This window comes from Methanobacterium alcaliphilum, assembly GCF_023227715.1.
GTDB lineage: Archaea > Methanobacteriota > Methanobacteria > Methanobacteriales > Methanobacteriaceae > Methanobacterium_E > Methanobacterium_E alcaliphilum.
Genome location: NZ_JALKIF010000010.1, coordinates 84778 through 110956, shown reverse-complemented (window position 1 = coordinate 110956; position 26179 = coordinate 84778). Strand labels below are relative to the sequence as shown.

At 35.4% G+C, this 26179-nt stretch carries 22 protein-coding genes; 7 read left to right on the top strand and 15 right to left on the bottom strand.

Features of this window, described 5'->3' with window-relative positions:
* Positions 1–165 precede the first annotated feature (165 nt).
* On the bottom strand, positions 166–522 hold the full coding sequence (locus MXE27_RS08595; protein WP_248612015.1) for a DUF5518 domain-containing protein: 357 nt from the start codon (positions 520–522) through the stop codon (positions 166–168).
* 206 nt (positions 523–728) lie between these two features.
* Here MXE27_RS08595 and MXE27_RS08590 point away from each other — a divergent pair, with 206 nt between their 5' ends.
* Positions 729–1964, top strand: coding sequence for a metal-dependent hydrolase family protein (locus MXE27_RS08590; RefSeq protein WP_248612014.1), 1236 nt, complete (start codon positions 729–731; stop codon positions 1962–1964).
* Positions 1965–2000: 36 nt separating this feature from the next.
* Here MXE27_RS08590 and MXE27_RS08585 read toward each other — a convergent pair whose 3' ends face one another.
* Positions 2001–2213, bottom strand: coding sequence for a hypothetical protein (locus MXE27_RS08585; protein ID WP_248612013.1), 213 nt, complete (start codon positions 2211–2213; stop codon positions 2001–2003).
* A 289-nt stretch (positions 2214–2502) separates the two neighbouring features.
* Here MXE27_RS08585 and MXE27_RS08580 point away from each other — a divergent pair, with 289 nt between their 5' ends.
* Together MXE27_RS08580 and MXE27_RS08575 are read left to right on the top strand one after the other, a co-directional pair.
* Positions 2503–4953 (top strand): heavy metal translocating P-type ATPase, encoded by a 2451-nt coding sequence (locus MXE27_RS08580; protein ID WP_248612012.1) that lies wholly within the window; start codon positions 2503–2505, stop codon positions 4951–4953.
* Between the two features lie 355 nt (positions 4954–5308).
* Entirely contained in the window at positions 5309–5626 is a 318-nt protein-coding gene (locus MXE27_RS08575; RefSeq protein ID WP_248612011.1) for a hypothetical protein, read from the top strand.
* A gap of 33 nt (positions 5627–5659) precedes the next feature.
* Here the strand turns inward: MXE27_RS08575 and MXE27_RS08570 are convergent, their stop codons facing one another.
* The 4 genes from MXE27_RS08570 to MXE27_RS08555 form a co-directional block, all read right to left on the bottom strand.
* Entirely contained in the window at positions 5660–6577 is a 918-nt protein-coding gene (locus MXE27_RS08570) for a hypothetical protein (RefSeq protein WP_248612010.1), read from the bottom strand.
* Positions 6578–6715: 138 nt separating this feature from the next.
* Positions 6716–7024: a hypothetical protein gene (locus tag MXE27_RS08565; RefSeq protein WP_248612009.1), complete on the bottom strand. Its 309-nt coding sequence runs from the start codon at positions 7022–7024 to the stop codon at positions 6716–6718.
* Between the two features lie 147 nt (positions 7025–7171).
* Positions 7172–8521 (bottom strand): adenylosuccinate lyase, encoded by a 1350-nt coding sequence (gene purB, locus MXE27_RS08560; protein ID WP_248612008.1) that lies wholly within the window; start codon positions 8519–8521, stop codon positions 7172–7174.
* A gap of 72 nt (positions 8522–8593) precedes the next feature.
* Positions 8594–8752 carry a preprotein translocase subunit Sec61beta gene (locus tag MXE27_RS08555; protein WP_248612007.1) on the bottom strand — a complete coding sequence of 53 codons (159 nt, stop codon included), beginning with the start codon at positions 8750–8752 and terminating at the stop codon, positions 8594–8596.
* 760 nt (positions 8753–9512) lie between these two features.
* On the opposite strand from MXE27_RS08555, the gene polC reads away from it, so the two are divergent.
* The 3 genes from polC to MXE27_RS08540 all read left to right on the top strand — a co-directional run bounded on the left by polC (position 9513) and on the right by MXE27_RS08540 (position 15853).
* Entirely contained in the window at positions 9513–12794 is a 3282-nt protein-coding gene (gene polC / locus MXE27_RS08550; protein WP_248612006.1) for a DNA polymerase II large subunit, read from the top strand.
* A 221-nt stretch (positions 12795–13015) separates the two neighbouring features.
* Positions 13016–15328: an anaerobic ribonucleoside-triphosphate reductase gene (nrdD, locus tag MXE27_RS08545; RefSeq protein WP_248612005.1), complete on the top strand. Its 2313-nt coding sequence runs from the start codon at positions 13016–13018 to the stop codon at positions 15326–15328.
* A gap of 54 nt (positions 15329–15382) precedes the next feature.
* Positions 15383–15853, top strand: a complete 471-nt coding sequence (locus MXE27_RS08540; protein WP_248612004.1) for a nucleoside deaminase — start codon at positions 15383–15385, stop codon at positions 15851–15853.
* A 35-nt stretch (positions 15854–15888) separates the two neighbouring features.
* Here MXE27_RS08540 and MXE27_RS08535 read toward each other — a convergent pair whose 3' ends face one another.
* The 7 genes from MXE27_RS08535 to MXE27_RS08505 form a co-directional block, all read right to left on the bottom strand.
* A complete protein-coding gene (locus MXE27_RS08535) occupies positions 15889–17067 on the bottom strand; it encodes a hypothetical protein (RefSeq protein ID WP_248612003.1) in 1179 nt (392 codons plus the stop codon).
* A gap of 112 nt (positions 17068–17179) precedes the next feature.
* Positions 17180–17968, bottom strand: a complete 789-nt coding sequence (locus MXE27_RS08530; protein WP_248612002.1) for a M14 family metallopeptidase — start codon at positions 17966–17968, stop codon at positions 17180–17182.
* A 184-nt stretch (positions 17969–18152) separates the two neighbouring features.
* Positions 18153–18671 carry a UGSC family (seleno)protein gene (locus MXE27_RS08525; protein ID WP_248612001.1) on the bottom strand — a complete coding sequence of 173 codons (519 nt, stop codon included), beginning with the start codon at positions 18669–18671 and terminating at the stop codon, positions 18153–18155.
* A 26-nt stretch (positions 18672–18697) separates the two neighbouring features.
* On the bottom strand, positions 18698–20275 hold the full coding sequence (gene lysS / locus MXE27_RS08520; protein ID WP_248612000.1) for a lysine--tRNA ligase: 1578 nt from the start codon (positions 20273–20275) through the stop codon (positions 18698–18700).
* A 217-nt stretch (positions 20276–20492) separates the two neighbouring features.
* Complete coding sequence (gene thiC / locus MXE27_RS08515; protein WP_248611999.1) at positions 20493–21794, bottom strand: phosphomethylpyrimidine synthase; 1302 nt, start codon at positions 21792–21794, stop codon at positions 20493–20495.
* Between the two features lie 340 nt (positions 21795–22134).
* Entirely contained in the window at positions 22135–23040 is a 906-nt protein-coding gene (locus MXE27_RS08510) for a carbohydrate kinase family protein (protein WP_248611998.1), read from the bottom strand.
* 284 nt (positions 23041–23324) lie between these two features.
* The gene (locus tag MXE27_RS08505; RefSeq protein ID WP_248611997.1) at positions 23325–24188 is read right to left on the bottom strand and encodes a helix-turn-helix domain-containing protein; all 864 of its coding nucleotides are present in this window, start codon (positions 24186–24188) and stop codon (positions 23325–23327) included.
* 253 nt (positions 24189–24441) lie between these two features.
* On the opposite strand from MXE27_RS08505, the gene hxlB reads away from it, so the two are divergent.
* Positions 24442–25026 (top strand): 6-phospho-3-hexuloisomerase, encoded by a 585-nt coding sequence (gene hxlB, locus MXE27_RS08500; RefSeq protein WP_248611996.1) that lies wholly within the window; start codon positions 24442–24444, stop codon positions 25024–25026.
* 18 nt (positions 25027–25044) lie between these two features.
* On the opposite strand, the gene fdhD is transcribed toward hxlB, so the two are convergent.
* Both fdhD and MXE27_RS08490 read right to left on the bottom strand, forming a co-directional pair.
* The gene (fdhD, locus tag MXE27_RS08495; protein ID WP_248611995.1) at positions 25045–25797 is read right to left on the bottom strand and encodes a formate dehydrogenase accessory sulfurtransferase FdhD; all 753 of its coding nucleotides are present in this window, start codon (positions 25795–25797) and stop codon (positions 25045–25047) included.
* Between the two features lie 62 nt (positions 25798–25859).
* Positions 25860–26177, bottom strand: coding sequence for a carboxymuconolactone decarboxylase family protein (locus tag MXE27_RS08490; RefSeq protein WP_248611994.1), 318 nt, complete (start codon positions 26175–26177; stop codon positions 25860–25862).
* Between the last annotated feature and the right edge of the window lie 2 nt (positions 26178–26179).

Genomic DNA, 26179 nt, shown 5'->3' with positions numbered 1-26179 from the left:
TGGATATTATTCCTGCTAATCCTGGTAAGACAAATCCTAATACTAATCCAAAGACTATGGTTAAAATTACTCCAATTACTAATGCTTTCCAATTAAATTTGATTGAACTTTGTTTTTCAGTTGAATCCAAGTACTACACCACCTAAAAAAATAAAAAATTTGGGGTTATCTGTTAGCTATTACGTTTCCAATGACTCCACCTATGGCTCCTATTATTGCATAAATTATAATGGATACTATCAGAACCAAGATTATTCCACCGGCTACGAACATAACGGCTCCACCCATGGCTGCACCTAATACTGCAGTTATAATAGCTGCTATTAGGCCACCTATTACTCCTACAAGAGCTCCATGAACAGCTCCATTCATGTAATCTCCACCTACAGTGTAGCCTACATAAATGGTTGCTAATAAGAAACCTATAATACCACCTAAACTTGATGAAACAAGTCCCAGAACCATACTAAGAACAATCGATAATATAAAACCGATAATCACTGTTTTCCAGTCAATGTCCATCTTTTCACCTCCATTCCATTTAATGATAGTTATTTATGTGGCATATATCATATATTTTTTTCTTTTTTTTCCCTCTGGAGCGAATATTTTCCACTAAGTAAAATAAAAGAGAATATAATTATTTGGAAGGGTATGGAAAAAAACAAGTATCACTGTATATAATATTAAATCAATATAATAAGTTTAATCTAAATGGAAGTAAGTCTATGAAAAGCTTCTTAATTACCAATGGGACGATTATTGATGGTAAAGGATCTGAACCTTTAGAAAATAGGGATATTCTGGTTGAAAATAATATTATTAAATCAATAGGCCCTAAAAATTCTCTGACTACTTTGGAAAATACAGAAAAAATCGATGCTCACGGTGCATTTATTTTGCCTGGTTTTATTGATACTCATGTGCATCTTATGGAGATGGGATTTAGAATGGAAGATAATATGTACAATCCACTAAGTCTTTTTTTTTACCAGGCATTAGAATATATGAAAAATACATTAGATGCGGGAGTCACTACAGTTAGAGACGCGGGATTGGCCGATATAGGTGTTAAAATGGCTGCAGAGCAGAATTTATTCCCTGCGCCACGTATGCAGATAAGTGTGATGCCTTTATCCATTAGCGGCGGCCATTTCGATTATTTTTTAAATTCGGGTTTTGATATGAAGTTATCTTACCCGGGTCTTCCGGAAGGTATTTGTGATGGTGTTCCCGAAGTCAGAAAACGAACTCGAGAAGTTTTAAGGGCAGGTGCAGAAGTAATAAAGGTTATGGTTACTGGGGGGGTTATGAGTGTTAATGATCGCCCAGAATTCACTCAATTCACAGTTGATGAATTAAAAGCTATAGTAGAAGAAGCATCCTTTCGGGGAGGAATTAAGGTTTTTGCCCATGCTCATGGAACAGAAGGCATAAAAAATGCTATAAAAGCAGGTATCACTTCTATTGAACATGGGACATTCATTGATAAAGAAGCGTGTTCCATGATGGTAGAAAAAGGTGTTTACTTGGTGCCCACCTTTGTGGTAATCAATAAAAACAAAGAAAAAGCCTTAAAAGGCGACCTTCCACATTACAGTATTGATGGGGCAATAGAAATTGCTGAAGTGCACCGTGAAAACATGCAAATGGCATACCAGTCTGGTGTTAAAATTGCTATGGGAACCGATTCCGGTGTAGTGGAACATGGCCATAACCTAGAAGAATTGAGTCATCTGTGCGATATGGGTATGGAACCCATGGAAGCTATTCAAGCCGGAACATTAAACGCGGCTGAATGTATGGGTTGGCAAGATAAAGTAGGGACATTAGAAAAAGGCAAACTTGCAGATATTTTAATGGTAAAACATAATCCCTTAGATGATATTAGATCATTAATGAATCAGGATAATATTTTAATGATAATGAAGGACGGAAACATTCACAAAAATAAATGTAGGTAATATTTTTTTAAAAAAATAAAAAAAAGGATTATATATTTATTCTGAAGCCATTTGGTAAGCGTCGTAAGCAGCGTATATTGCAAAGACTAATGATATAATACCTATAAATGGGCTGACAAAAACATTTAATGAACCTAAAATGACGGCTATTACAAAGAATATTACTCCTTTCTTAGCATCTCCAGCTAATAATTGTCCTAAACCTGGAATTATTAAAGATGCGATCGCTGCAAGTATTGGGTTTACCATATTTTCACCTCCGTCTGATTTTCGAAAGTTGTATTATGTGTATTAAGTATAAATAATTTTTCCTTGATATAATGTCTGAAATAAACATATTGTCCTAAAAATGGGTTTGTATTTAAATTATCTGAGTTATTAAATCTTTAATAAACTTTTTACTCTTTTTATTAATGCATTTTTGTGAATAATTTATTTTTGATTAAATATTTTTATAAATTGCAAAAAAATAATTAATCAGGGGCTAATAAATATAATTAAAGTATCTTTATTCATCCTTACCTTGGAGACTAAAAAAATGGCAGACAAATCCAAAAAGGCGGACATTAAAATATCTGGAATGGGATGTGCTTCATGCGCTATTAAAATAGAAAAATCTTTAGATGATCTGGATGGGGTGCAGGAAGCGCATATTAATTTGGCCACAGAAAAAGCAACAATAAAATATGACATGGGAAAATTAGAACTAGATCAGATTGAAAAGGCTATATCCAATGCTGGTTATGAGGTGGTCAAAGACAAGGCAGTTATAAAAATTGGTGGAATGACTTGTGCCATGTGTGTAAAAGCCATTGAAGATAATCTTAATAAATTAAATGGAATAAGTGAAGTCACAGTAAATTTGGGTGCTGAAAAAGCATACGTATCCTATAATAGTGATTTAGTTACTATTGATGATATGAGAGATGAGATTGAAGATTTGGGTTATCAATTTTTAGGTTTAGAAGGGGAAGAAAGCCAAGAACTGGAAGAGGAAGTCCGCCAAAAAGATTTAAAATCTAAAAGAAATAGGATAATTGTAGGATTTGGAGTATCTTTGACATTAATGGCTATGATGCTTTTAAATATCATGGCTCCGTTTTATATGCCTTATTTCATGCTTTTAGTTTCTATAATTCCATTTATTTATGTAAGTTATCCTATATTTTCTGCAGCCTTCCGGGCACTGCAAAACAAAACTCTGGACATGGATGTGATGTATTCTTTGGGTATTGGTGTTGCGTTCGTTTCCAGTATTCTGGGAACTTTCAATATAATTTTAACACCGGAGTTCATGTTCTATGAAACAGCACTCATGTTGGCATCGTTTTTAACTTTAGGTCGTTATTTGGAAGCTCGTGCAAAGAGCCGAACATCCACTGCCATTAAAAAACTCATAGGGCTTCAGGCACAAACAGCTACTCTGATAGAAGATGGTGTGGAGAAGGAAGTCCCAATAGAAGATGTTCAAATTGATGATATTGTTCTGGTTAAACCTGGAGAAAAGATTCCTGCTGATGGAAAAGTAGTCAGTGGTGAAAGTTACGTGGATGAATCCATGATTACTGGGGAGAGTATTCCTTCATTTAAAAAAGATGGGGAAGAAGTAGTTGGTGGTACATTAAATAAAAATGGGGTATTAAAATTTAAAACCACGCGAGTGGGTAAGGATACAGTTTTATCACAGATCATCATGTTGGTTGATCAGGCTCAAGGATCTAAACCTCCAGTACAGAGAATAGCAGATAAAGCAGTTAGTTATTTTATTCCCACAGTTTTAACCATTGCTATGGTGGCCTTTGTTGTGTGGTATTTTATTTTAGGATCCACCTTACTCTTTGGATTGACTGTTTTAATATCCATTTTAGTAGTGGCATGTCCCTGTGCTTTAGGTCTGGCTACTCCTACAGCTGTCACGGTAGGTATTGGTAGGGGAGCCGAGCTTGGAATTTTAATCAAAGAAGGTGAATCCCTGGAGGTATCTGAAAAACTAAGTACAATATTATTTGATAAAACTGGTACTCTAACTAAGGGAAGGCCTCAGGTTACCGATATATTTGCGGTTAATGGCATTGAAGAGGATGTTCTCATGATTGCTGCCAGCGTAGAAAAGAACTCGCAGCATCCCCTTGCTGAAGCTATCATGGCTAAATCTAGGGAAAAACTTCTAATTTTAAAAGAAATCTCTAAATTTGATACTGTAGGGGGGATGGGAGTTAAAGCTCAGCTAAACGATAATGAAATTTTAGTTGGAAACCGAGCTCTTTTCAAAGATAATAGTATTATTATAGATGAAAAATTGGAAGAAATCCTTTCAGGACTGGAAAATGAGGGTAAAACAGCTATAATTGTGGGGCTGGATGGTGAAGTTTATGGTATAATTGCTGTTTCTGATACTGTTAAAACCACCACACCTTTGGCAATTCACGAGTTAGAGAAAATGGGTCTGGAAACTGTAATGATAACTGGGGATAATCCAAAAACAGCTAAAGCAGTAGCTGAACAAATTGGAATTAGGAGAGTTCTTTCTGAAGTCCTGCCTCATGAGAAAGCACAGGAAGTTTCTAAAATACAATCACAGGGAAAAAGTGTGGCTTTTGTAGGTGATGGAATAAATGATGCTCCTGCTCTCGCCCAGGCAGATGTGGGAATAGCCATTGGCAGTGGAACCGATGTGGCCATTGAAAGTGGGGAAATTGTTCTTATAAATAATGAACCAATAGATGCTGCTGCATCAATACAGCTTTCTAGAAAAGTTATGGGTAGAATAAAGCTGAATATTTTCTGGGCATTTGCTTATAATGTTATTTTAATACCTGTGGCTGCGGGGATGTTATATCCTAATTTTGGAATAACCTTCCGCCCGGAATATGCGGGACTGGCTATGGCTTTAAGTTCAGTTACCATAGTTTCACTATCTTTACTTCTAAAAGGTTATGTTCCTGTTACTAAGCAACTTTCAGCTAATCTCAAAAAGGAGGGGGATTAAAATTTTAAAAGTTAGTCTTCATTAAAAGTAGGTTTATATAAAATACCCTTCAAATAATATCATCTACTTTCCATTATATTATATCAAGTTCACTTTCTTTTTTTTAATTTGAATATTTATTTAGTTTTATAAAAATACTCTATTATTTAGAGGTATAATCATGGCCATGGGGCCACCGTACAATGGAAGTTGATGAGAAAATAAGATAAGTTCGCAACTAAATACGGAATACTATTTCTGTCTCTTGGATGAAAAAAGATGTTTGAGGATAATCCTGAAAATTTTTTAAAAGATCTAATATTATTTTTTATTACACTAATTTCATTTGATAATGTATAGGATGGGGGGGGATAAAATGGATATTGATCAATTCAAAAAAAACTTTAAAATAATCTTCGTTACTTTGCTGGTTATTATTGCAGTTATATCTGTATTTTATATTGTTTACAGTTTTTCTATAATGTGGCAGGCAATGGCTGCAGGGGTTACCATATTTTTATTGTTGATAATCCTATTTTTATTATTGGCCTTAGTTGTTTATCTCGGGATTCGGAACTTATGGCTGAAAAGAGAATTAAATAAATCTGAATCTAAAGTTAAAATTCTTAAAAGAGAGTTAATAATGCTTAGAAAGAATGAATCTCAGGAAAACATTAAGGAGAATCAAAAATAGTCTTTAAATAAAAATAAAAAATAAAAATATTTTTTATTCTAGCTCTATTTTAATGGCACCAATTCTCGGAGCAAGGACATTGTAAAATAATGCAGTAAGCGCATATACAATGAACATTACTATGAAACCACCAATGGTGTAGGTTAATAGTATTATAATTCCTGCAACTGCAGCATTAGCAGCAGCCAGAATTATGAGCATTATTATGCCTATAATTAATCCTAAAACTGCGGTTATAACTCCGGTAATTAATCCTAAAGCTACGGCATTAATATTTTCGATTCCAAAGAAATTGTTTGCAAGTTGGCTTAATTCTAATTTGATTCCTCCAACTTTAGGCGCCAGGAAATTAAACAAAAGCGCAAAGATTGCGATTCCAATAAACATCATAATGAAAGTAATTATTGGACTTATAATGATGTTTAAAATGGCACCAAATGCACCCATAGTTCCAAAAGCAGGCATTGCACTGGTAGTAGTATTATTCATAGCAGCGGCAGCTAATCTTATAATACCGCCCATTGCACCGACCATCACGGCTTGTAGTGGGGCCATAACCAGCTGAACAATGAACTGGAAAACAGCAGCTACTGCAGCACTAATTAATGCAACAGGAACCACATCAAAACGGGTAATTTCGGTCATTTCGGAGATTTCAAATTTCACACCTCCGAGTTTCGGAACTAAAAGGTTGTAAATCAAAGCATATAGGAATGATGGCATTATACTAAATAGGAATGCGCCAACAGGGAATACTAATATGCCTGCTACTGATATTCCTACGATTAAACTGCTCAGAACAGCTAGTTCACTAGGTAAAAATGCCGCAATAGTTCCCCCAAATATCAACAATATTATTGCAAATACTAGACCCCATACTGCATTAAGAGAGGCACTCATAATGGTATAGGGTACTATTTTCACAGATTTCACTTCTTTTGAGACATTCATTTAAAGCACCTCCAAGGTACACTTTAATATTTGTTAAAAGATGCATATATAAATTTTAATAAGTTTTTTGACAAAAGTGAATAATTAATAATAAACTCAAAGTAGTGATGTAAAAAAAGATTTTTATATTATTTTGGATTATTCCAGTTCTATCCGCACCCCACCAATTTTTGAAGCCAAAAAATTATAAATAATTGCTATCAGTGCGTAGGTAACAAATCCCATTATAAAAGAACTGATAGTTACAAATAGGATTATAAATATGGCTCCAAATATCCCTCCGGCTATTACAGTAGATAACTGTTGTGATGGAACAAATGTCAATAATGAAACGCCAAATAATGTTATTAGAAATGACCAGATTAGCCCTAAAATCCCGGTTATGCCTCCAACAACAAGGGCAAATTGTACAACGGGTATAGATTTAATTTCTTTAATTTCTCCCATAATTTCACTCCACTTTAAAAATAAAGATTCTTGAGTATTAAATTTTTTTATTTTAATTTTAAATCGCGTAAATATGGCACCACATAACTTCCAGGATTTATTTTAAAATATAGGAAAAAAATTAAAAAAAATAATTGATATTAAAACTTAAAACCATTCTTTAGAATCATCTAATACTTTATCCACAGTCATAACTGCAGAACCAATATATGTTTTAGGGTTCATGATTTCTTTAACTTCTTCTGCAGATAAATAATCTTTTACTTCGTTCTTGGAGAGTATAACTTCAGAAAGAAGAATATTTTCTTTGTTTGCCTTTATAGCACACTCTCTAACTACTCCGTAAGCAGTTTGGCGACCCATTCCTTTTCGAGTTAATTCCGCCATAAGTCTCTCAGCCATAATGAGACCATTGGTGAGGTTCAAGTTTGTTTCAATATTTTCAGGATAAAAAACTAGATTTCCCATTAATTTTAAGCTTAGATTCAGAATATAATCTGTTAATATGCATGCTTCTGGGAAAATGATACGTTCACAAGATGAATTAGTGAGATCTCGTTCATGCCAGAGTGGATTGTTTTCCATGGCTGCTACAACATAGGAACGAACTACTCGAGAAACACCACAGATTCTTTCTGCAGTGATGGGGTTCATTTTATGAGGCATGGTGCTGCTTCCCACTTGTTTTTCGGGGTCAAATTTTTCCCCTAATTCCATAATTTCTGTTCGTTGAAGGTTTCGAATTTCCAGTGCAATTTTGTCCAAGGTGGTGGCTACATTGGCCATGACCATCATGAATTCAGCATGATTGTCCCTTTGAACAACCTGATTGGATATAAGTACTGATTCTAATCCCAAAATCTCTGAAACTTTTTCATGAATTTTTAGTCCTTCTTCTCCTAAAGCAGCAGTGGTACCTACTGCCCCCGTCATCATGCCTACGCATAATCTTTTCTGAGAAGCATCAAGTCTTTCAATTTGCCTACGCATTTCATCGGCCCATAGTGCCATTTTCATACCATAGGTTGTAGGTAGGGCGTGTTGGCCATGTGTTCGACCAATACAAACGTTTTCTTTGTTTTCGTCTGCTAATTTTAGAAGAAGCTGGGTAAAACGCACCATTTTTTCCCTTAAAACTGCCATAGATTCTTTAAATAATAAAGACTGTGAGGAATCCACGATATCATTGGAGGTTGCTCCGAAGTGTACGTATTCTCCTGCATTTCCCTGGCACTGTTCTGCTAATGCCTTTACCAGTGAAGCTATGTCGTGGTTAGTTGCTTTTTCAATTTCATTTACTCTTTCCAGTGTAACAAACTCAGTACTTGCTTTTTCTTTAATTTCTTGAGCTGCTTCAGTAGGAATCATTCCCATTTCTGCTTCGGCCTGGGCTAAAGCAGATTCAACATCAAGCATCTTTTGCAGCTTGTTTTCAGATTCCCAAATATTTTTCATTTCGGGAGTACCATATCTAAACTCAATAGGGTGAATAGCCATAAAAATCACTTTTTAATTATTATAGTCGGAAATTATGTTTTAAAAATAATATTGGATTGTAAAATAAATTAATTAGCTTGAAAAACGAAGAACCAAACAGAATATTGCTAGAATTACAGTCATAACGACGACTTGCTCTGGAGTAAGTTTAGGTCCTCTGGTTTCATCATCAAAGTATCTTACTAGCCCTGCACCGCTTGGAGGAAGGCTTTTTTTATCTTTTTTTGCCATAAATCATCACCTGGTAAATTTAAAAATAGTAATCATTGATTTTAAACAGATAATTACTTTAGATTAAGTACTTAATAATATATTGTTCATTAATATAAGGATATTGATGTTATAAATTTAATCAATAATTATACGGCATAATAGGATATGGAGTATTATTCTCCTTAACATCATCTTTTGATTATTAATGCCTCAAATTAATTATAAACTTTTAAAAGGCCTTTAAAATCAATATGGATTTATTTTTAACATATTTCAAATGTAATCTTACAGGGGGTTCTGAATTAATCTTGACTTTCTCGATGCACATTTTCCCTATGTTTTGTGGCATTGTCTACTACAAATGATTCACTAATGTTCAGTTCCACAAAACTGTTGTTCCACCACCTACATTTTTCGCTGTATTATGAATTGAATCCATATTTGCAATGCCCGGATGAGGCAGCTAAAGAAAATATAAAAAAATAATTTAAAATTTTCATTTCTCAACTCAATCTCCCCTATTACTATGCATTTTTGAATAAGATATTAATGTGGCTTATGGGGGATATTGTGTATATTAAAAAGATATGCGCTTGAAATATACGTTTTTAGTCAACGTCGTTCCTATTTTATTTTCAAAAAAATCAAAAACCAACAATTAAATATCTATTAAATGTAATATAATCTAAAGAATTAAATTCTATTATAAATTCATATTTTGATTTTAAAGTATACTCAGACTAATAAATCTTTCAAATAATATTTAAAGGGATTATAGATGGATTATTTCGAAAAATTAGAAGCAGAAACTAAAAAACTCTACAAAATTGCCGAAGAAGCCAGGTCTAAGGGTTTAGATGTGCATGTTGAGACAGAAATACCTTTAGCTAAGGATTTAGCTGAAAGGGTGGAGGGGCTAGTTGGTCCTGTTGGTGTAGCAGAACGCATAAAAATATTGGAAAGTGAAAGTAATCGGGAAGAAGCTGCATTTAAAATTGCAGCAGAAATTGCATCTGCACCGTTGGAGAATACTAAAGAAGATGAATTAGTCCAGAGAGAAGGTTTAGCTGACCAGGCACTGAGAACTGCTCTAGCAATATTAACTGAAGGGGTAGTAGCAGCTCCTTTGGAAGGGATTGCTAAAGTAAAAATAAAGCAGAATTTCGATAGAACTAATTATCTGGCAGTTTATTTTGCAGGACCCATACGTAGTGCTGGAGGTACTGCAGCAGCATTAGCCGTTCTTTTAGGAGATTATATACGCTGGGCTATTGATTTAGCACCTTATCAACCAGTTGAGCGAGAAATAGAACGATACGTGGAAGAGGTTGAATTATATGAGTCAGAAGTAACCAATTTACAGTACTCACCAAAACCTGATGAAGTGAGATTAGCAGCCAGTAGCATTCCTGTAGAAGTAACCGGCGAACCAACTGACCAAATCGAAGTTTCACACAGAGATTTAGAGAGAGTTGAAACTAACAATATTCGTGGTGGAGCGCTTCTGGCTATGGTGGAGGGTATTATTCAAAAATCACCAAAGGTACTAAAATATGCCAAACAAATGGATATTGAGGGATGGGAATGGTTAGACACATTTTCAAAAGCTCCTAAAACTGATAACAAAGATGAAAAGGTAGTAATTAAAGCAGATGATAAATTTATTCAGGATATCATTGGGGGGAGACCGGTTTTAGCTTATCCCTCTGAGAAAGGTGCTTTTCGTTTGAGATATGGGCGGTCAAGAAATACGGGACTGGCAGCAATGGGAGTCTCTCCAGCCACCATGGAACTTTTGGAGTTTCTGGCTGTAGGAACTCAAATGAAAATTGAAAGACCTGGAAAAGGTAACTGTGTAGTCCCAGTCGACACGGTGGATGGGCCTATAGTTAAATTAAGAAATGGTGATGTCGTAAAAATTTCAACCATTGAACAGGCTCGCAAATTACGCCCTCAAGTAGATGAAATTTTGTTTTTAGGAGATATGCTGGTAGCATTCGGTGAATTCCTTAGAAATAATCATGTATTATTGCCTTCTGCATGGTGCTATGAGTGGTGGATAAAAACAATTGAATCATCAAAATATGATCTGGAAAAGGATCCTCTTGATATTAAAACACTTGAAATAAGGGATATTTCTGCTAAAAATGCTTTCCAAATATCAGAAGAATATGATGTGCCATTACATCCAGATTACACTTATTTTTATCATGATGTCTCTATCAATGATCTTAATCTCCTTAGAAATTGGATTTTAAGTAGTGAATATGTTGATAAGCATGAATTAAAACTGGATTTAAGCCCTGAAAAACGAATATTGGAAGTCATTGGAGTTCCACACAGTGTAAAAAATTCAAAGGTGGTTTTAGGGCATGATGAAGCGCACACTTTAATAAAAACTCTTCAAGGCCCTTTGGATGAATCTATGGAAAACACTCTGCAAGCCATAAATCAGGTATCACCAGTTAAAATCATGGCGAAGGCCCCCACATATATTGGAACTAGGGTGGGAAGACCTGAAAAAACTAAAGAGCGGAAAATGAAACCAGCACCTCATGCGTTGTTTCCCATAGGTAACTATGGTGGCAGCAGGAGAAATATTATGGAGGCAGCAAAAAAGGGAAGTATAATGGTGGAATTAGCACGTTCAAAATGTACTGAGTGTCAAATTAGTTCATTCCAATCATTATGTCCTCATTGTGGTGCGCCTACAGTAATTGCTGAACCTGGAAAGAAAAAGATTAATATTTCTGGTCTATTAAAAAAAGCCTCTGAAAATGTGGGTGTCCGGAAAATAGATGAGATTAAAGGGGTTGTGGGTATGATATCACAAGATAAATTTCCTGAACCTTTAGAAAAAGGAATTTTACGGGCTAAAAATGGAGTATTCACCTTTAAAGATGCTACGATTAGGCATGACTCTACGGACCTTCCATTAACTCATTTCACTCCTAAAGAGGTTGGAGTTAGTGTGGAGAAACTTTTGGATATGGGCTATGACCATGATTGTTATGGTGGGGAATTAAAAGAAGAAAATCAGATTGTGGAGTTAAAGGTTCAGGATGTGGTAATTTCAGAACACTGCGCCCAGTATTTAATAGGGGTCGCAGGTTTTATTGATGACTTATTGGCGAATTTTTATGGGATGGATCGTTTTTATAACATTAAAGTGAAAGAAGATTTAGTAGGACACTTAGTAGCAGGTTTAGCTCCTCACACGTCTGCAGGTGTATTGGGTAGAATAGTAGGTTTTACCAAGGCAGCTGCATGTTATGCTCATCCGTATTTTCACTCTGCAAAGAGAAGAAACTGTGACAGTGATGAAGACTCGGTGATGCTTCTTTTAGACGCACTCTTGAATTTTTCCAAATCATATCTGCCCAGCACTAGGGGAGGAAGTATGGATGCTCCCCTGGTTTTATCTTCAAGAATTGATCCTGAAGAAATTGATGATGAATCTCACAACATTGATGCCATGGTATCACTTCCTCTAGAATTTTTTGAACGAACTCTGGAACTTGCAAAACCATCTGATGTGCTTGATTTAATAGATAATGTAAAAAACAGACTGGGAACTCCAGATCAATATGAGGGAATAATGTTTTCACACAACACTTCCAGCATCCATGCAGGACCAAAGGTTTGTTTATATAAGACATTGCCTACCATGAAAGAGAAGGTTGAGTCTCAGATTACAATGGCTGAAAAGATTAGAGCAGTTGACCAAAGAGGAGTTGTGGAGGGTGTGCTCATGTCTCACTTTTTGCCAGATATGATGGGAAATACCCGGGCATTTTCAAGGCAGAAAGTGCGATGTACCAAATGTAATAAGAAATATCGGCGCATTCCACTCACTGGTAAGTGCAAATGTGGAAGTAATCTAATATTAAGTGTTTCAAAGGGTTCTGTAGTCAAATATCTGGAAATATCTAAAGATTTAGCCAGTCGGTATCCTATAGATCCTTATCTGATGCAGAGAATTGAAATAATCGAATTTGGTATAAATTCCTTATTTGAGAGTGATAAATCCAAACAAAGCTCTCTGGACGTATTTTTATAAAAAAATTTTCAAAAATTCTCCTTAGGTGGGGGTGTGAGGGCATAAATATTAATAATAATTTAATTTGACTTAAAAATTGAAAAAGCGAATGATGAAATAATTTATATATCCTCTGAAACAAAAAATAGTCTATATAAAATTGTATTAAATTGATTTAATTTAGAATGAATATTGCTTTTTATGAACAATATTCTTTTTTTCAACATATGGGTGATGATGTAATGAAGGATGCGCGTATTATAGCTGCTATGCCAACTAAGGCCGAAACATGTGTCTTAAAAAACAATGGCATGCATGAAAAGTTTAGCCACGATAAGTTAGTCAAGTCACTACTGATGGTGGGAGCCCCGTTATGGGCTTCTGAGAAAATAGCTTCTCAGGTAGCTACTGCTGCCTACAACGGTATAACAACAGCGGAGATTAAGATATTGGTATATGATTCTTTAAAAGGGATTAAAGAATCTGCTGCAGATAAGTATCTGGCTACCAATAAACTGAGGGTACGCACTACCAAAGATAAAATCGAAACATTCGACCAGACCAAAATTGAAAAGACATTAATTGTAGAAACAGGCGCATCTGAAGAATTAGCATATGAAATCGCCACCGATGTCTGGAAAGAGCTGAAAAAGCTTAATGTAGATTATCTCACTGCCCCTATGATAAGGGAAATTGTAAACACCAAACTAGTTGAGCACGGATTAGAAACCCTACGTAGGAAATATACTCGGCTGGGTATTCCTGTTTATAATATTACTAATTTAATTGAAAACGGATCCCGGGACAATGCAAACATGATTCACAACCCGGAAACTGTTCATAAGTACGTTGCTGATGAAGCCCTTAAACAGTATGCTTTATTAAAGATCCTTCCTAATGAACTGGCTGATGCCCATATGTCCGGAGATATTCACATTCACGACTTAGAATTCTTCGCAGGAAGACCATTAAACTGCTTACAGCATGATTTAAGGTTATTTATACGACATGGACTAAAAGTTGATGGTACTGGTGACCACACGTCAGTAGCAGGACCTCCTAAACACATGGAAACCCTCATGAATCATGCGGGGGAAATTATGCTGGCTGCTCAACAAAATATGAGTGGTGGTCAGGCCATGAGTCTTTGGAACGTTTTTGTAGCACCATTTGCCCGTGGAATGTCATATGAAAAGGTAAAACAAGCTGTTCAGATGCTTGTATTCAATTTAAACATGGCTTATGCTGCTAGAGGATCCCAGGTTCCGTTCACAAGTCTTAACTTGGAATTCAATGTTCCTAAGTTCCTTCAAGAAGAAGAAGCATATGGGCCAAAAGGACAATTAGTTGGAACTTATGGTGACTTTGAGGAAGAAACCAGGATGCTGCAGAGAGCATTCACTGAAACTTTATTGGAAGGAGATTCAGATGGTAAACCCCACCTTTTCCCCAATACTATTTACAACATCCGAAAGGAGACTTTAAAGTCTGAGATGGAAGAAGACCTTATGAGGGTGCATGAACTTTCAGCCAAATACGGGACAGCTTACTTTGTAAATATGTTGGCCAGTTACAGGGGTGATATGGCCAATTATATGGGTTGTAGAACTGCCTTGCAGGACAACTGGACTGGAGACTGGGAAAAAGACTGTCTTAGAACAGGTAATTTGGCATATGTTACATTGAATTTACCACGTATAGCATATCAATCCCGAGACGATTCGGAAATATATGAATACCTTGATTCATATATGGATATGGCAGTTAACGTTTTATTGCTGAGAAGAGAACAGGCTATTAATTGTCTAAATGAGTACAACCTCTTACCATTTTTACACCAAAAATTTGGCGAGGATATGTACTATCGTATTGAGAACTCCACGGTTTCATTTGGATTCGTAGGATTAAATGAAATGCTCAAAGCATATACTGGCCGAGGCATTGAAGATGCGGATTCCCATAAGCTCGGAGTGAAAATATTGGAGCACATGAATGATCGGGCTGAGAAGTTGAAAAATGAAACTGGACTCAGGTGGTCAGTACTTCAAACTCCTGCGGAATCCACAGCTTATCGGTTTGCTACGCTTGATATGGATAAATTTAAGGACCAAGCAGTTGTACAGGGAGATAAAGGAGCTCATTATTATACTAACTCCTCTCACGTTCCAGTAAATTCAAATGTTCTCTTACCAGAAAAAATAAAGTTAGAGGAAAAATTCCACGAACTCACACCGGGAGGCCACATCTTCCATGCGTTCATGGGAGAATCCTATTCCAGTGCTGATTCCCTCATGAGCTTAACTGATAAGATGGTTCGAAAATCAGATATTGGATTCTGGGCATATAGTTCAGCATTAAGTTTCTGTATAAACTGCAAAACCCTAATGAAAGGATTGAATAATCAATGTCCGACTTGTGGTGAAACAAAAGACGTGGAATGGTATGACCGAATCACAGGATATGTTCAGCAGGTAGGGCGGGCTAAATCAGCTTCTGGTGGATGGAACCCGGGTAAAATGCAGGAATTAAGGGATCGTAAAAGGTTCCAAAAATAATTTTTTTTTAAATATTTTAATATATTTTTAATAATCTACTTTTTAGGCGATTTAATGAATGACACTCAATTCATGAAAGAAGCCATTAAAGAAGCTAAAAAATCTTTAAAAGAGGGTGGAGTCCCTATTGGGGCAATACTGGTTGTGAATGATAAAATAGTTGGTAGGGGTTATAACCATCTGTTACAAAATAATTCAGTTATTTTGCACGGTGAAATGGATGCATTAGAAAATGCAGGCCGTTTAAAAGGAATTAATTATCAAAAATCTACACTTTATACTACTTTATCCCCCTGTCCCATGTGTTCTGGGGCAGTATTGTTATATAAAATTCCACGTGTAGTGATTGGTGAAAATACTACTCTTATGGGTGCTGAAGTCCTTTTAGAATCAAATGGTGTGGAAGTTATTAATCTAGGTCTTGAGGAGTGTCGTCAACTTCTGGAAGATTATATAAAAAATAATCCGGAAATATGGAATGCGGAACTGGAGAGAGTGGGTGGATTAACAGATTTAAAAAAATAGACTTCTTTTTAATTTTCATATACAAAAAAATTATTTTATTTAATATAATCCTTCACAGATTTAACATAAGAACCATCTTTTAAGGTTAAAGGGGTAGTTATGGACTGGCAAGAAGTTCCAAATCCATGGGCCACCATGGTATGTCTTCCAGTTCCGCCAGCTACCACTAAAACCACATCTTCTAAAGATCGGGTTATATGGACCATATCTTTTTTTACCCATTTTTTATCTAGTCGACGGCCACCGCGATCTCCTAACTTTACAGGAACCATGGTATTTTCATGAATATATTTTTTAATATCTATCTTGGACCACTCATCATCAACCAAAGTTTTGGTGTGTTCTGGACTCATAATCACTAGTAGTTCGCCTGGAACATGGCTATTATTGCATCCTGCAGTGGAAGCAGTGTGGATGATAGTGTCTAAAAGATCTTTTCCGCTTTGACTGCGATGATCATTTACATTGTGCGGTGCTTCCATTCCCAACACAGTAACAGTGCTGCTGTCTTTGGGATGACCTCGCTCAACATGTAAGGCAGGCCATGGACTTTCTTCTTCATTTTCACTAAAACAATAGCTGTATTTAGCAGGAGACCCCATGGTGGCGTGATCTCCGATGGAGGGAACTGCACCTGCAATATTCATCAAACAAAATCTCAAGGCTCTACCAATGGTTGAATTGGCTAGATTTCCAGGACCAAGACAACCTGCAGCAGAATTAAACTCTAATTCTTTAGATACTGGTCCATTAACTATGGTACAAATTGCTACGGGGTGGGTGGTGGCATTGATTCCAGCTAGGTTAAATTTTTCTTGACTTATTGAAGAAATAGCAGTTTCAATTATGGGCATAAATAATGGTAAACAACCAGCCATAACGGAATTTATAGCAATCTTTTCTACAGTCGCTTTGCCCTGAAGTGGCGGTAAGACCGCAGTAACTTCTTGAGGTTTCTGTTTGCTATATTTATAAAATTTTCTCACCCTTTCTGGGGTAGGTGGTATAATAGGGAGTCCATCAGTATATTTTTTCTGATAAAAATCTAGACTAATTTTCTCCACATCAGGGCCAATGAAAACTTCCATATCACTACTCGAGGTAGAACATAATCTGTCTGATTTCTGCATTATTCCTTTTTGAGGAGTTTCAGGGGCTTCGGATAGAATATCTTCAATTAAACAGCCGCATGTTTTGTCAATTTTTTGTTTCATGAAATCTCCAATTGATAATTTGGTATTAAGATAAAAAAATCAAAAAAATATATTTAATTTGTTGCAAGTAACTACTATTTAAAAACTAATAATTAAAATTAATGCATTTTTTTTATTTAATCATCATGAGATAAGTATAAGCCCTTTTTATCATATCTAACTCTTTTTGAACCGGTAAATCCACCCCTTGAGATTTTTTCTCTACCTCAAGAACTATAGCATTGATTTTTTTGGCACGGGCTTCAGATCTTAAAGTTCCTTTTTGGGGGTTGGTTTTGAGGGTACTCTTCGTTTTTTGTTTAATGAATGCGGCCCAGTTTTTCTCAAAATTTGTTTGGTAATAGACCATCCCATTTTTACTAACTCCTGTTCCAGAATGCACATCAATAATGTATTTAACTTTATGAGAAACTGCAAATTTGAGGATTTTATTTACAGGGGTTCCATTAATGTTTGCTTTACGGTTGGGATCATAAACCAATCCAGAATCATTATAAGTCCTGGTATTTTTTTCAGTATCTACCGGTATGGCAAATGGTATGATATATAAAGTCCCTGTGGGCTCCTTTCTTTGTATATAATATAAAAATTCTAAAACAGATAGTGATCCTTGAACTTCATCACCATGTATCCCGCCACATATCAATATTTTTTTTCCTTTTCCATTTCCCAAACAGTAGACTCGGGATCCGCTAATATATTTAATATTTCTTTGTTCATTTAATGAATTTTTTGTTAGATATGTTTGGATTAGGGGATTTAAATAAACATCCCCTCTCACGTGGGGGTCTAATATTTTATTCGAAATGTCACATGTTTGTGCATGTACATTAATAGAATTTAAACTGATAATTAGTGTTAAAAATACTATTATTAAAAATAATAATTTATTAAACTTCATATGAACCTTTTTTTCATTTTTAATGGAGTGCCGGCCCTATTAACAATATTTTAACAGGGCCGTGGTTAACTGCACATACCTACTAATGATACAAGTATAATGTAAAAGTTTAGATATTTAAATTTTTCTATTAGTGGTGGTTATTATAATAATTATGTATAATATAATGCAGCAGAAATATTTTTTAAGAATTAAAAAGAATTTTTTTCAACTCAGGAATTATTTTAAATGTTTTTTCTTCAACCTCTTCTGCTTTTTTACCAGATAGGGGGTGTGAAATTTCTATTATTCTTAAATCTTTAGCGCCATGTGCTTGAGCTAAATTGCGAGCAAAAGAAGAAAATTTATCTGAACAAATAGAAATTGTGGGAATTCCCTTTTTTTCTAATCGGATAGCATCTAAAATCACCCATGTGGTGCAGGATCCACAGTCCCCTAAGGCCAGAATAGAGACATCACCTTCAGTTGCTTTTTTTAATTGGTATTTACTTGCTGGGGCACCAGCCGGTTTTTCTGAGTTGATTATCTTTAAATTATTTAATTTTGATGCAATGGTTTCCAGAATCACATCGGCACCGGGTTTAGTATTGTCAAAAAGAGAAATTGCACGGATTTGTGAAGGGATGTTGTTTAAAATTAATTTCATCCCTTCTGGTTCAGCCAATGGGTCCATTACTTCCCTTTCAACTATATTAACTTTCATTAAATCTTCCTGAATAGAATGCGGGTTTATTCTTCCCTTCGCAATCTTTTAATAACAAAATCTTTATCTAATGACAGTATAAACGAAGCTGCACGGGGTCCCATTTTTTTACCAATTAATACTCTGTATAATGCTTGAAATGCTTTTTGAGGCTTTAAATCATGGTTTCGTAATATATTATACATCTCGTCATGGAGCTGTTCAGGATTAATATCCTTTGCCTCAATCAAATCTGCCATATCTTTTAAGAAACCAACTTGTGCGGGAGATAAATCTACTGCAGGTAGTTTCTCCTGGACCTGGAACTTGACAAATCCTGGAGCATAAGTTTCCAACCAGTTTTTAACCTGCGTAACTCTTTTTTCTAGTTGATCTTTTTGGTTATCACTCAGCTCTGCAAAGGACATGGCTCCCATTTTATCAGGTAACTGGGAATTCCTCTTTAAGATCTCAAAGATTTTATCAAGATTATCTCCTGCAATTTGATAAGCCACAGTTAAGAACCTGTATGATGGTCTAAATGGTATATCCGTTTCTTCATTGATTTGGGACATTTGATATATTTTTTTAAGCTTTTTCTCCTCTTTTTCGGAGGCCGCTTCTTCTTTTCCAAAGAAAATCTGCTCTACTCTATCAAATTGTTCTATGAAATCTAAAAATGGCATTTCTGGATTGAAATCCTTGTGTTTCATGGGTTTACTTCTAAATAAGAAATAGTTTAAGCTTTCAGCAGGTCCAATTTCTAACCATTGGCCCGGAGTGAAGAAAACACCTTGTGATTTACTCATAGCATCTCCTTTAAGAGTAATCCACTCATAAGGAACAGGGTACGGTGCTTTGTAATCAAAAATTTTCTGGGAAATAACACTACTTACGTCATAAGACCCTCCGCTGGCAGCATGATCTTTTCCAAAAGGTTCACAAGTTATGCCAAATATCTTCCATCGAGCAGCCCATTCTACTCTCCAGGTAAGTTTACCATTACCTGAAGTGATATCCATGGTTCCATCAAAACCACATTGGCAACGATACGATACAGTATCCCCATCATAATCATAAGCAAAAGTAGTATTTACTCGCCCACATTCTTGACAGATGGGATTGTAAGGCAACCAATCATCAGCTAATGGGTGTTCCCGGTACTTGTTAAAAATTTCCCTTATCTCAGGCGCTTTTTCAAGTGAAATTCGTATGTAATCATCATAAAGCCCGTCTTTGTACATTTGGGCTCCGGAATATGTTTCTAATTCTATACCGAAATCATCTAGAGTTTCTAGAAATGGTTTCTGGAAGTGTTCTACAAAACTATCACAGCAGTCTTCTGGGCAGGGAATTTGGGAATAAGGAATCCCTAAATATTTTTCATAACTTTCTGGAAGAGGATATGGGACTTTACGGAGTGGATCATGGTCATCAGCTATCCATATAGTCTTGGATTTAGCTCCTTCTCGCTTCAATGCTTTACCAACGGAATTAGCAATAAAAACGTCGCAAGAGTTTCCAATGTGTATTGATCCAGAGATGGATGTTCCACTGGCCACCACATGTTCAGCCACATCCCACTCTTTTAATTCGTAAGCTATCCTTTCTATCCAGTGTTTCAATCAAATCACCTTTATTTTAAAATTGTAATTGTTATTTATTTAATAATTTTAAATTATTGATTTATTAAATACAAATAGAGTATTTATTAGTTTTATTATATTCTTTATTTTAATTAATAGAATAATATGTGTTAATATTGAAAATAAGAATATAAAAAATATTTTATAAAAAAATTCTAAATCAATAAAGAATGAAAAATGGTTTAATTAATAATTATTAATCAAACACGTCAACTTCAGCGTTGTCTAACCATTCATTCACGATTTTAACCGCACAGTAGTCACCGCACATGGTACATGTGTCTGGGTCTTCTGGTGGTCTTTCGTCCCGTTTTTTACGTGCTTCAGCTGGACAAAGTGATGCATCGTATTGTGCTTCCCAGTTGAGTTTTTTACGGGCATTAGCCATAACAAGATCTTTTTCGCCGTTGTGAATACCTTTCGCCATGTCTCCAACGTAAGCACCGATTCTGGTTGCAATAACTCCTTCTTTTACATCATTCGGATATGGTAGAGCTAAGTGCTCAGCAGGGGTTACGTAACAGATGAAATCTGCTCCAGCTCCTGCAGATGCAGCGGCACCTATGGATGATACAATGTGGTCGTATCCGGCACCAATGTCAGTTACAATAGGTCCTAACATGTAGAACGGAGCTCCTCTACATAATTTTTTCTGAAGAGTAACGTTAGCAGAAATTTCGTTTAATGGAATGTGCCCTGGACCTTCTACAATAGTTTGCACACCGGCTTCTCGAGCTTTATCTACTAATTCCCCTAGAATAATTAGTTCTTGAACACCAGCCCGGTCAGTTGAATCAGCAATTGCGCCGGCTCTCATGGCATTTGCCATGGACATCACAAAATCGTGTTCTTTGGCTATTTCTAAAATGTATTCGTAATTTTTGTATAGTGGATTTTCTATTTCATTTTCCACCATCCATGCAGATACAAAAGCTCCTCCTCGGCTGACGAGTCCACCTTCACGGCCCTGTCTTTTTAATCTTTTGAGTGTTTCTCTGTTCACACTACAATGAATGGCCATAAAGTCTACACCATCTTTGGCTTGTTTTTCTATGGCTTTAAACATGGACTCTTCTTCCATGTAAATTGCAGAACCTTTTTCTCTAATGGTTTCTACTGCGGCTTGATAAATAGGAACACTTCCCATTGGAAGATCAGAGATTTTTAGAATCCTTTGCCTAATTTCATTAAGGTCCCCGCCTACAGATAGCTCCATTAATGTATCTGCGTGATGTGCCATGGCTACTCTGGCTTTTTCTTCTTCTAAATCAAAGTCACATATGTCTGTAGAGGTTCCGATGGTTGCATTTACTTTAGTCCTTAATCCTGCCCCTATACCTACAGCTTTAACCCCTTCCCGATTTAAATTGCTGGGTATAGCTATGGTTCCCTGAGCTACAGATTTTCTGATGAATTCTTCAGAAACGTTTTCGGCTTGAGCCACCGCTTTCATTTCCTCTGTTATTATGCCTTTTTTCGCGTCATCCATTTGTGTCATAGAATCACCATGTTTTGTTATTTGGCTCATAGTTTAATGATTAAAATAATTTATTCTCTAAACTTTGAGACAATTGGAATCAAGATTTATCAATAATATTATGGTTGTTATGATAGTTATCAATGAAAATGAATACTATCAAGTTGTATTTACCATATCGGTATTCATCTTTAAAAGATATACTCTTTTGAGATTCTCTAATATATAAATAACATGATTCCAGAGTAATCATAAATATATATTAACAATAGTTATAATAATACTATAAATATTTTTTTCTGCGGTAATAATTGAAGTACATTAAAAAAGAGGATTCAACCATATCTTTAAATGATATGGATTAGTCATTCATTCGATCTATAACCATTTCATAACTAGGAATATTGGTCTGACAACCTTCTGCTTCCACAATAAATGATGAAACAGATGATGCAAATTTTCCACAGTATTCTAATGGTTTATCATTAAGATATGCAGTTAAAAAACCGGCTCTATACGAATCTCCGGCTCCTGTAGGATCTACAGCTTCTCGAACCAAGGCATCCACTTTGATTTTTTCATCACCGTAAATAGTGCTCCCTTCTTTTCCATAGGTCTTAACCACTATATCTGGCCCTGATTGCTTTAGGTCCTGCATACTCATCCCTAAGGTTTCCTTTATGCGGTCTATTTCAAAATGATTACCAAATAAAATATCACATAACTCTACTACATGTTTTAATTCTTCAGGAGAATACATGTGCAAGTCCTGGCCGGGATCAAATGAAATTAATTTTCCTTCTTCTCTTGCAACTTCCCCGCACCTATGGTTAAAACTGGGATCCCCAGTGGCTAAATGCACAGCCTTAACATTTTTTATAGCATTTAGTGGAACATCCGCATTTTTAAAGTTTCGAGCAGCACCCCAATAAAAATAACTAATCTGGTCATTATTGGAATTGGTTAATACAAATGCTGTTGGTGTGTTATTGTCTTCTGCAATTATCATATTGCTGGTGTCGATTCCCATATTAATTACCATTTTTTGATATTCCGAATTAATGTAATCTCCACCTACCGCAGATACAAGGGCTGTATTAAGTCCTAACTTCGCACCTACAATAGATACATTGGCAGCGGCCCCGCCATTGAGATTTTTCATCCGATCAATGGCAGCGGATGAATTAGGTGATGGAAAATCCTCGACCTGAATTATGTAATCAAAAGCTGTGTGACCAATAGCTAGTAAATCCCTGTTTTCAATCAATAAATCACCTCGTTTATGTTGGTTTTTGCAGTACTTAAAATTTTTTCAAGCAGTTTTAAAATTAATAATTTTAATGGATACAATTCATAGGAAAATTTAAATATCTAAAATTTTAAATTTTCCATTGAATAGGCTGTGAAACTATGATTAGCACTGTAACCACAACAACAACCACCATAACAACGGAGCAACTGATTTTTGGTATGTTAGTTCTTTTGATAGTCTTAATTATAATTTTAGTAATAATTGGATTAATTGTATGGAAGTATAAAAAGAATAATTGATTAGAGAGGTTTAAAACCCTGTTTTTTAACTATCTTTTGTCCCGGCCCAAATATGAACTGAATAAATTCTTCAATAACTGGATTGAATTCCCCAAAACGAACCAAACTTATGGCGTGTTGAGTTTCTTCTTTTAGAATATCACTACCTGTAAAGAAACTGGCATTTAAAAAAGTATACAACCCTTGATTGTTTTTCACAATTTTAAATGCTTCATATGGTGATTTAACTTCTCTTATAATATTAAAAGGAATTTCTTTACTTTGAAGTGTTCTCCAGGCCAATCTTTGGGAAGAACCCGCCACTGAAACAAATTTTGAATCTATTAACTCATCCAAACTTCCAATATCTTCTTCACTACTTGAAATTAGCACCAGGTGATCAAAGGCAATGGGTGTGAAATCGAGGTCTCTTTGAAATGCAATAAGGGGATCATCTAAAACAAGCAAATCTAAAAAGTCTTTCTGAGCCAGATAAAATGAACTAGCATCATCACTCCCATAGATTGCGGCTTTAAGCCCATATTCATCGGCTAATGCTTCAACTAATCCTGAAGAAATATGCCCTCCACTTATTGTAAGATTTTCACGGTCTTCTAACCTATTTTGGTAAAGATCATACCTTTCAAGGATTTTAATACTTTTTTCAGTGAGCTCTGAGCCAGCACCGCTTCTTTGAACTAATCTAAAACCAAGTTTCTCTTCGGCATGAATAATCCGCCTATTTAAAACTGCGTGGGATATTCCTAACTTTGCAGCGGCTTTGCGCTGTGACCATGTTTGTGATATGGATTTCAATGTTTGAAAAAACTTGTAATTGAAATACTGGTTTTCAATAACCATGCCTAAGAGAGGTTTATAGTCCATATAAACACCAATTTATGGAATAATGAATTAAATTTTAATAATTTTTATTCTAAATAATGCTAAAATGTCTTTTTTTCTTAAAATATCATAGTTTAAGAACTTTTTACTAATTGGGGAATTATTTATATATTAATATTACTCTACAATTAATATAAAAGTTAGTTTTTATAAATAATATTTGTAATTGATAAGGGAATGAGTATAGTCTAACCTGTATCTCTATTCATGTTCGTTAATGGGAACGGTGTAATATATGATTATAAATGATGCTATTAGTGAAATAATTGGAAATATTGAAGATTTATCTCAGGGATTAGAAGAAGAAACCATAAACAAAATGATGGATATGATAATGGCTTCGGACAATGTTTTTGTTCTGGGTTTAGGTCGATCTGGGCTGGTGGCAAAGGCATTTGCCATGCGTTTAATGCATTTAGGTGTGGGGGTTTATGTAGTAGGGGAGACCATTACTCCAGCTATATATGAAAATGACTGCCTTTTAGCAATTTCAGGGTCTGGAGAGACCAGTAGCGTCATTAGCACCGCGAAAATAACTGAAAAAAGAGGTGCAAAAATTATAGCAGTTACTTCTTATACTGATTCCAGTTTAGCTGAGATGGCTGATTTGGTAGTAGAAGTAAAAGGAAGAACCAAAATAGACAGTGAACAGGATTATGACATAAGGCAGATGAATGGTAAACACCAATCTTTAGCGCCTTTAGGTACTTTATTTGAGGTCACCAGCCTAATATTTTTAGATGGTTTCATAGCCCAACTTATGGCTAAAATGAAAAAGACAGAGGATGATATGAAATTAAAGCACAATGTGCTTGAATAATTCAGCCTATAAAGTTTTTTAATAGATAATTCTATCAGGGTGGGTGTAAATATTAAAACGATCTCCACGTACAAAACCCACCATAGTAACTCCAGCTTCTTCGGCTACCGCATATCCTGAAGTGGTGGGGGCGGCATTAGACGCTAAAATAGGAATTCCCACACGAGCAATTTTTATAAGCATGTCTGCAGGCATCCGCCCACTATAAACAATGTAACTATTTTTAAAATCAACTTCTTCCAGTAGCCCTGCACCAATCACTTTGTCAACTGCAACGTGCCGACTAACATCTTCTTTGAATATGAATTTTTTTTTGTAAATCAGCCCTGCTACATGCGTTCCACCGGTTTCATGCCATGTACTTGCATTTTTTTTTAAATCATGGAAAGAGTGAAGTAAAGTTTCTTTATCGAGGGTAAAATCAGATTTAATTCCATCAATATATTCTATTTTCTGTCTCCAACCTCCAAAACAATCTGATCCCACAACCAACTCTGTAATGATATCAAAATCTTCCATGTCTACAGTTAGATTTATGGTGGAATTACTTATGTTAATATCTTTAATATTTTTTAAAGACCTAATCAGTCCTTCTCCTAGGAGATAACCGATTCCAAATTCTTTTAAAGAGTCTGGACTAATAGAAAATTTTCGAGTTAATGTTTCATTAGCTATTAATTCAATCTGCTCATCTTTTACAATCTTTTCCATTACTTTTTCAGAGCTGGACTGGATTTTAACCGCAGGGAATTTTTCATACATTTTGGACATTACGGCACCTTAGTAATATTCATAAACTTATCAATAAAATGGAATAAAATTAAGTAATATATTTAATCTTCTAATATAATATCATCCGCCCAAGAAATAGCTGCAGCTACATTCGGAAAACCTATAATGCTGGTTACTAATAATATGGCTTGATAAACTTCTTCCGGACTAGCTCCAGCTTCCAAGGCTCTTTTAGTATGGCTGTGAACAGCTCCTTCAGATCGAATAGCTGCAGAAGCTGATAATTGGATAAGATGAGCGTTTTTGTGATCTATTGGCCCACTTTGACGTACAGTTTTTCCTAATTCTCCTAATAAATCACTGTATTCTTGATATCTATCCCTTATACTTACATAATGTTTTGGCAATTCTTCAGACATTT

Excerpts from the sequence above, each read along its gene's own strand:
- MXE27_RS08595 (WP_248612015.1), bottom strand. The coding sequence starts at position 522 with ATGGACATTGACTGGAAAACAGTGATTATCGGTTTTATATTATCGATT.
- MXE27_RS08590 (WP_248612014.1), top strand. The coding sequence starts at position 729 with ATGAAAAGCTTCTTAATTACCAATGGGACGATTATTGATGGTAAAGGA.
- MXE27_RS08585 (WP_248612013.1), bottom strand. The coding sequence starts at position 2,213 with ATGGTAAACCCAATACTTGCAGCGATCGCATCTTTAATAATTCCAGGT.
- MXE27_RS08580 (WP_248612012.1), top strand. The coding sequence starts at position 2,503 with ATGGCAGACAAATCCAAAAAGGCGGACATTAAAATATCTGGAATGGGA.
- MXE27_RS08575 (WP_248612011.1), top strand. The coding sequence starts at position 5,309 with ATGGATATTGATCAATTCAAAAAAAACTTTAAAATAATCTTCGTTACT.
- MXE27_RS08570 (WP_248612010.1), bottom strand. The coding sequence starts at position 6,577 with ATGAATGTCTCAAAAGAAGTGAAATCTGTGAAAATAGTACCCTATACC.
- MXE27_RS08565 (WP_248612009.1), bottom strand. The coding sequence starts at position 7,024 with ATGGGAGAAATTAAAGAAATTAAATCTATACCCGTTGTACAATTTGCC.
- purB (WP_248612008.1), bottom strand. The coding sequence starts at position 8,521 with ATGGCTATTCACCCTATTGAGTTTAGATATGGTACTCCCGAAATGAAA.
- MXE27_RS08555 (WP_248612007.1), bottom strand. The coding sequence starts at position 8,752 with ATGGCAAAAAAAGATAAAAAAAGCCTTCCTCCAAGCGGTGCAGGGCTA.
- polC (WP_248612006.1), top strand. The coding sequence starts at position 9,513 with ATGGATTATTTCGAAAAATTAGAAGCAGAAACTAAAAAACTCTACAAA.
- nrdD (WP_248612005.1), top strand. The coding sequence starts at position 13,016 with ATGAAGGATGCGCGTATTATAGCTGCTATGCCAACTAAGGCCGAAACA.
- MXE27_RS08540 (WP_248612004.1), top strand. The coding sequence starts at position 15,383 with ATGAATGACACTCAATTCATGAAAGAAGCCATTAAAGAAGCTAAAAAA.
- MXE27_RS08535 (WP_248612003.1), bottom strand. The coding sequence starts at position 17,067 with ATGAAACAAAAAATTGACAAAACATGCGGCTGTTTAATTGAAGATATT.
- MXE27_RS08530 (WP_248612002.1), bottom strand. The coding sequence starts at position 17,968 with ATGAAGTTTAATAAATTATTATTTTTAATAATAGTATTTTTAACACTA.
- MXE27_RS08525 (WP_248612001.1), bottom strand. The coding sequence starts at position 18,671 with ATGAAAGTTAATATAGTTGAAAGGGAAGTAATGGACCCATTGGCTGAA.
- thiC (WP_248611999.1), bottom strand. The coding sequence starts at position 21,794 with ATGACACAAATGGATGACGCGAAAAAAGGCATAATAACAGAGGAAATG.
- MXE27_RS08505 (WP_248611997.1), bottom strand. The coding sequence starts at position 24,188 with ATGGACTATAAACCTCTCTTAGGCATGGTTATTGAAAACCAGTATTTC.
- hxlB (WP_248611996.1), top strand. The coding sequence starts at position 24,442 with ATGATTATAAATGATGCTATTAGTGAAATAATTGGAAATATTGAAGAT.
- fdhD (WP_248611995.1), bottom strand. The coding sequence starts at position 25,797 with ATGTCCAAAATGTATGAAAAATTCCCTGCGGTTAAAATCCAGTCCAGC.
- MXE27_RS08490 (WP_248611994.1), bottom strand. The coding sequence starts at position 26,177 with ATGTCTGAAGAATTGCCAAAACATTATGTAAGTATAAGGGATAGATAT.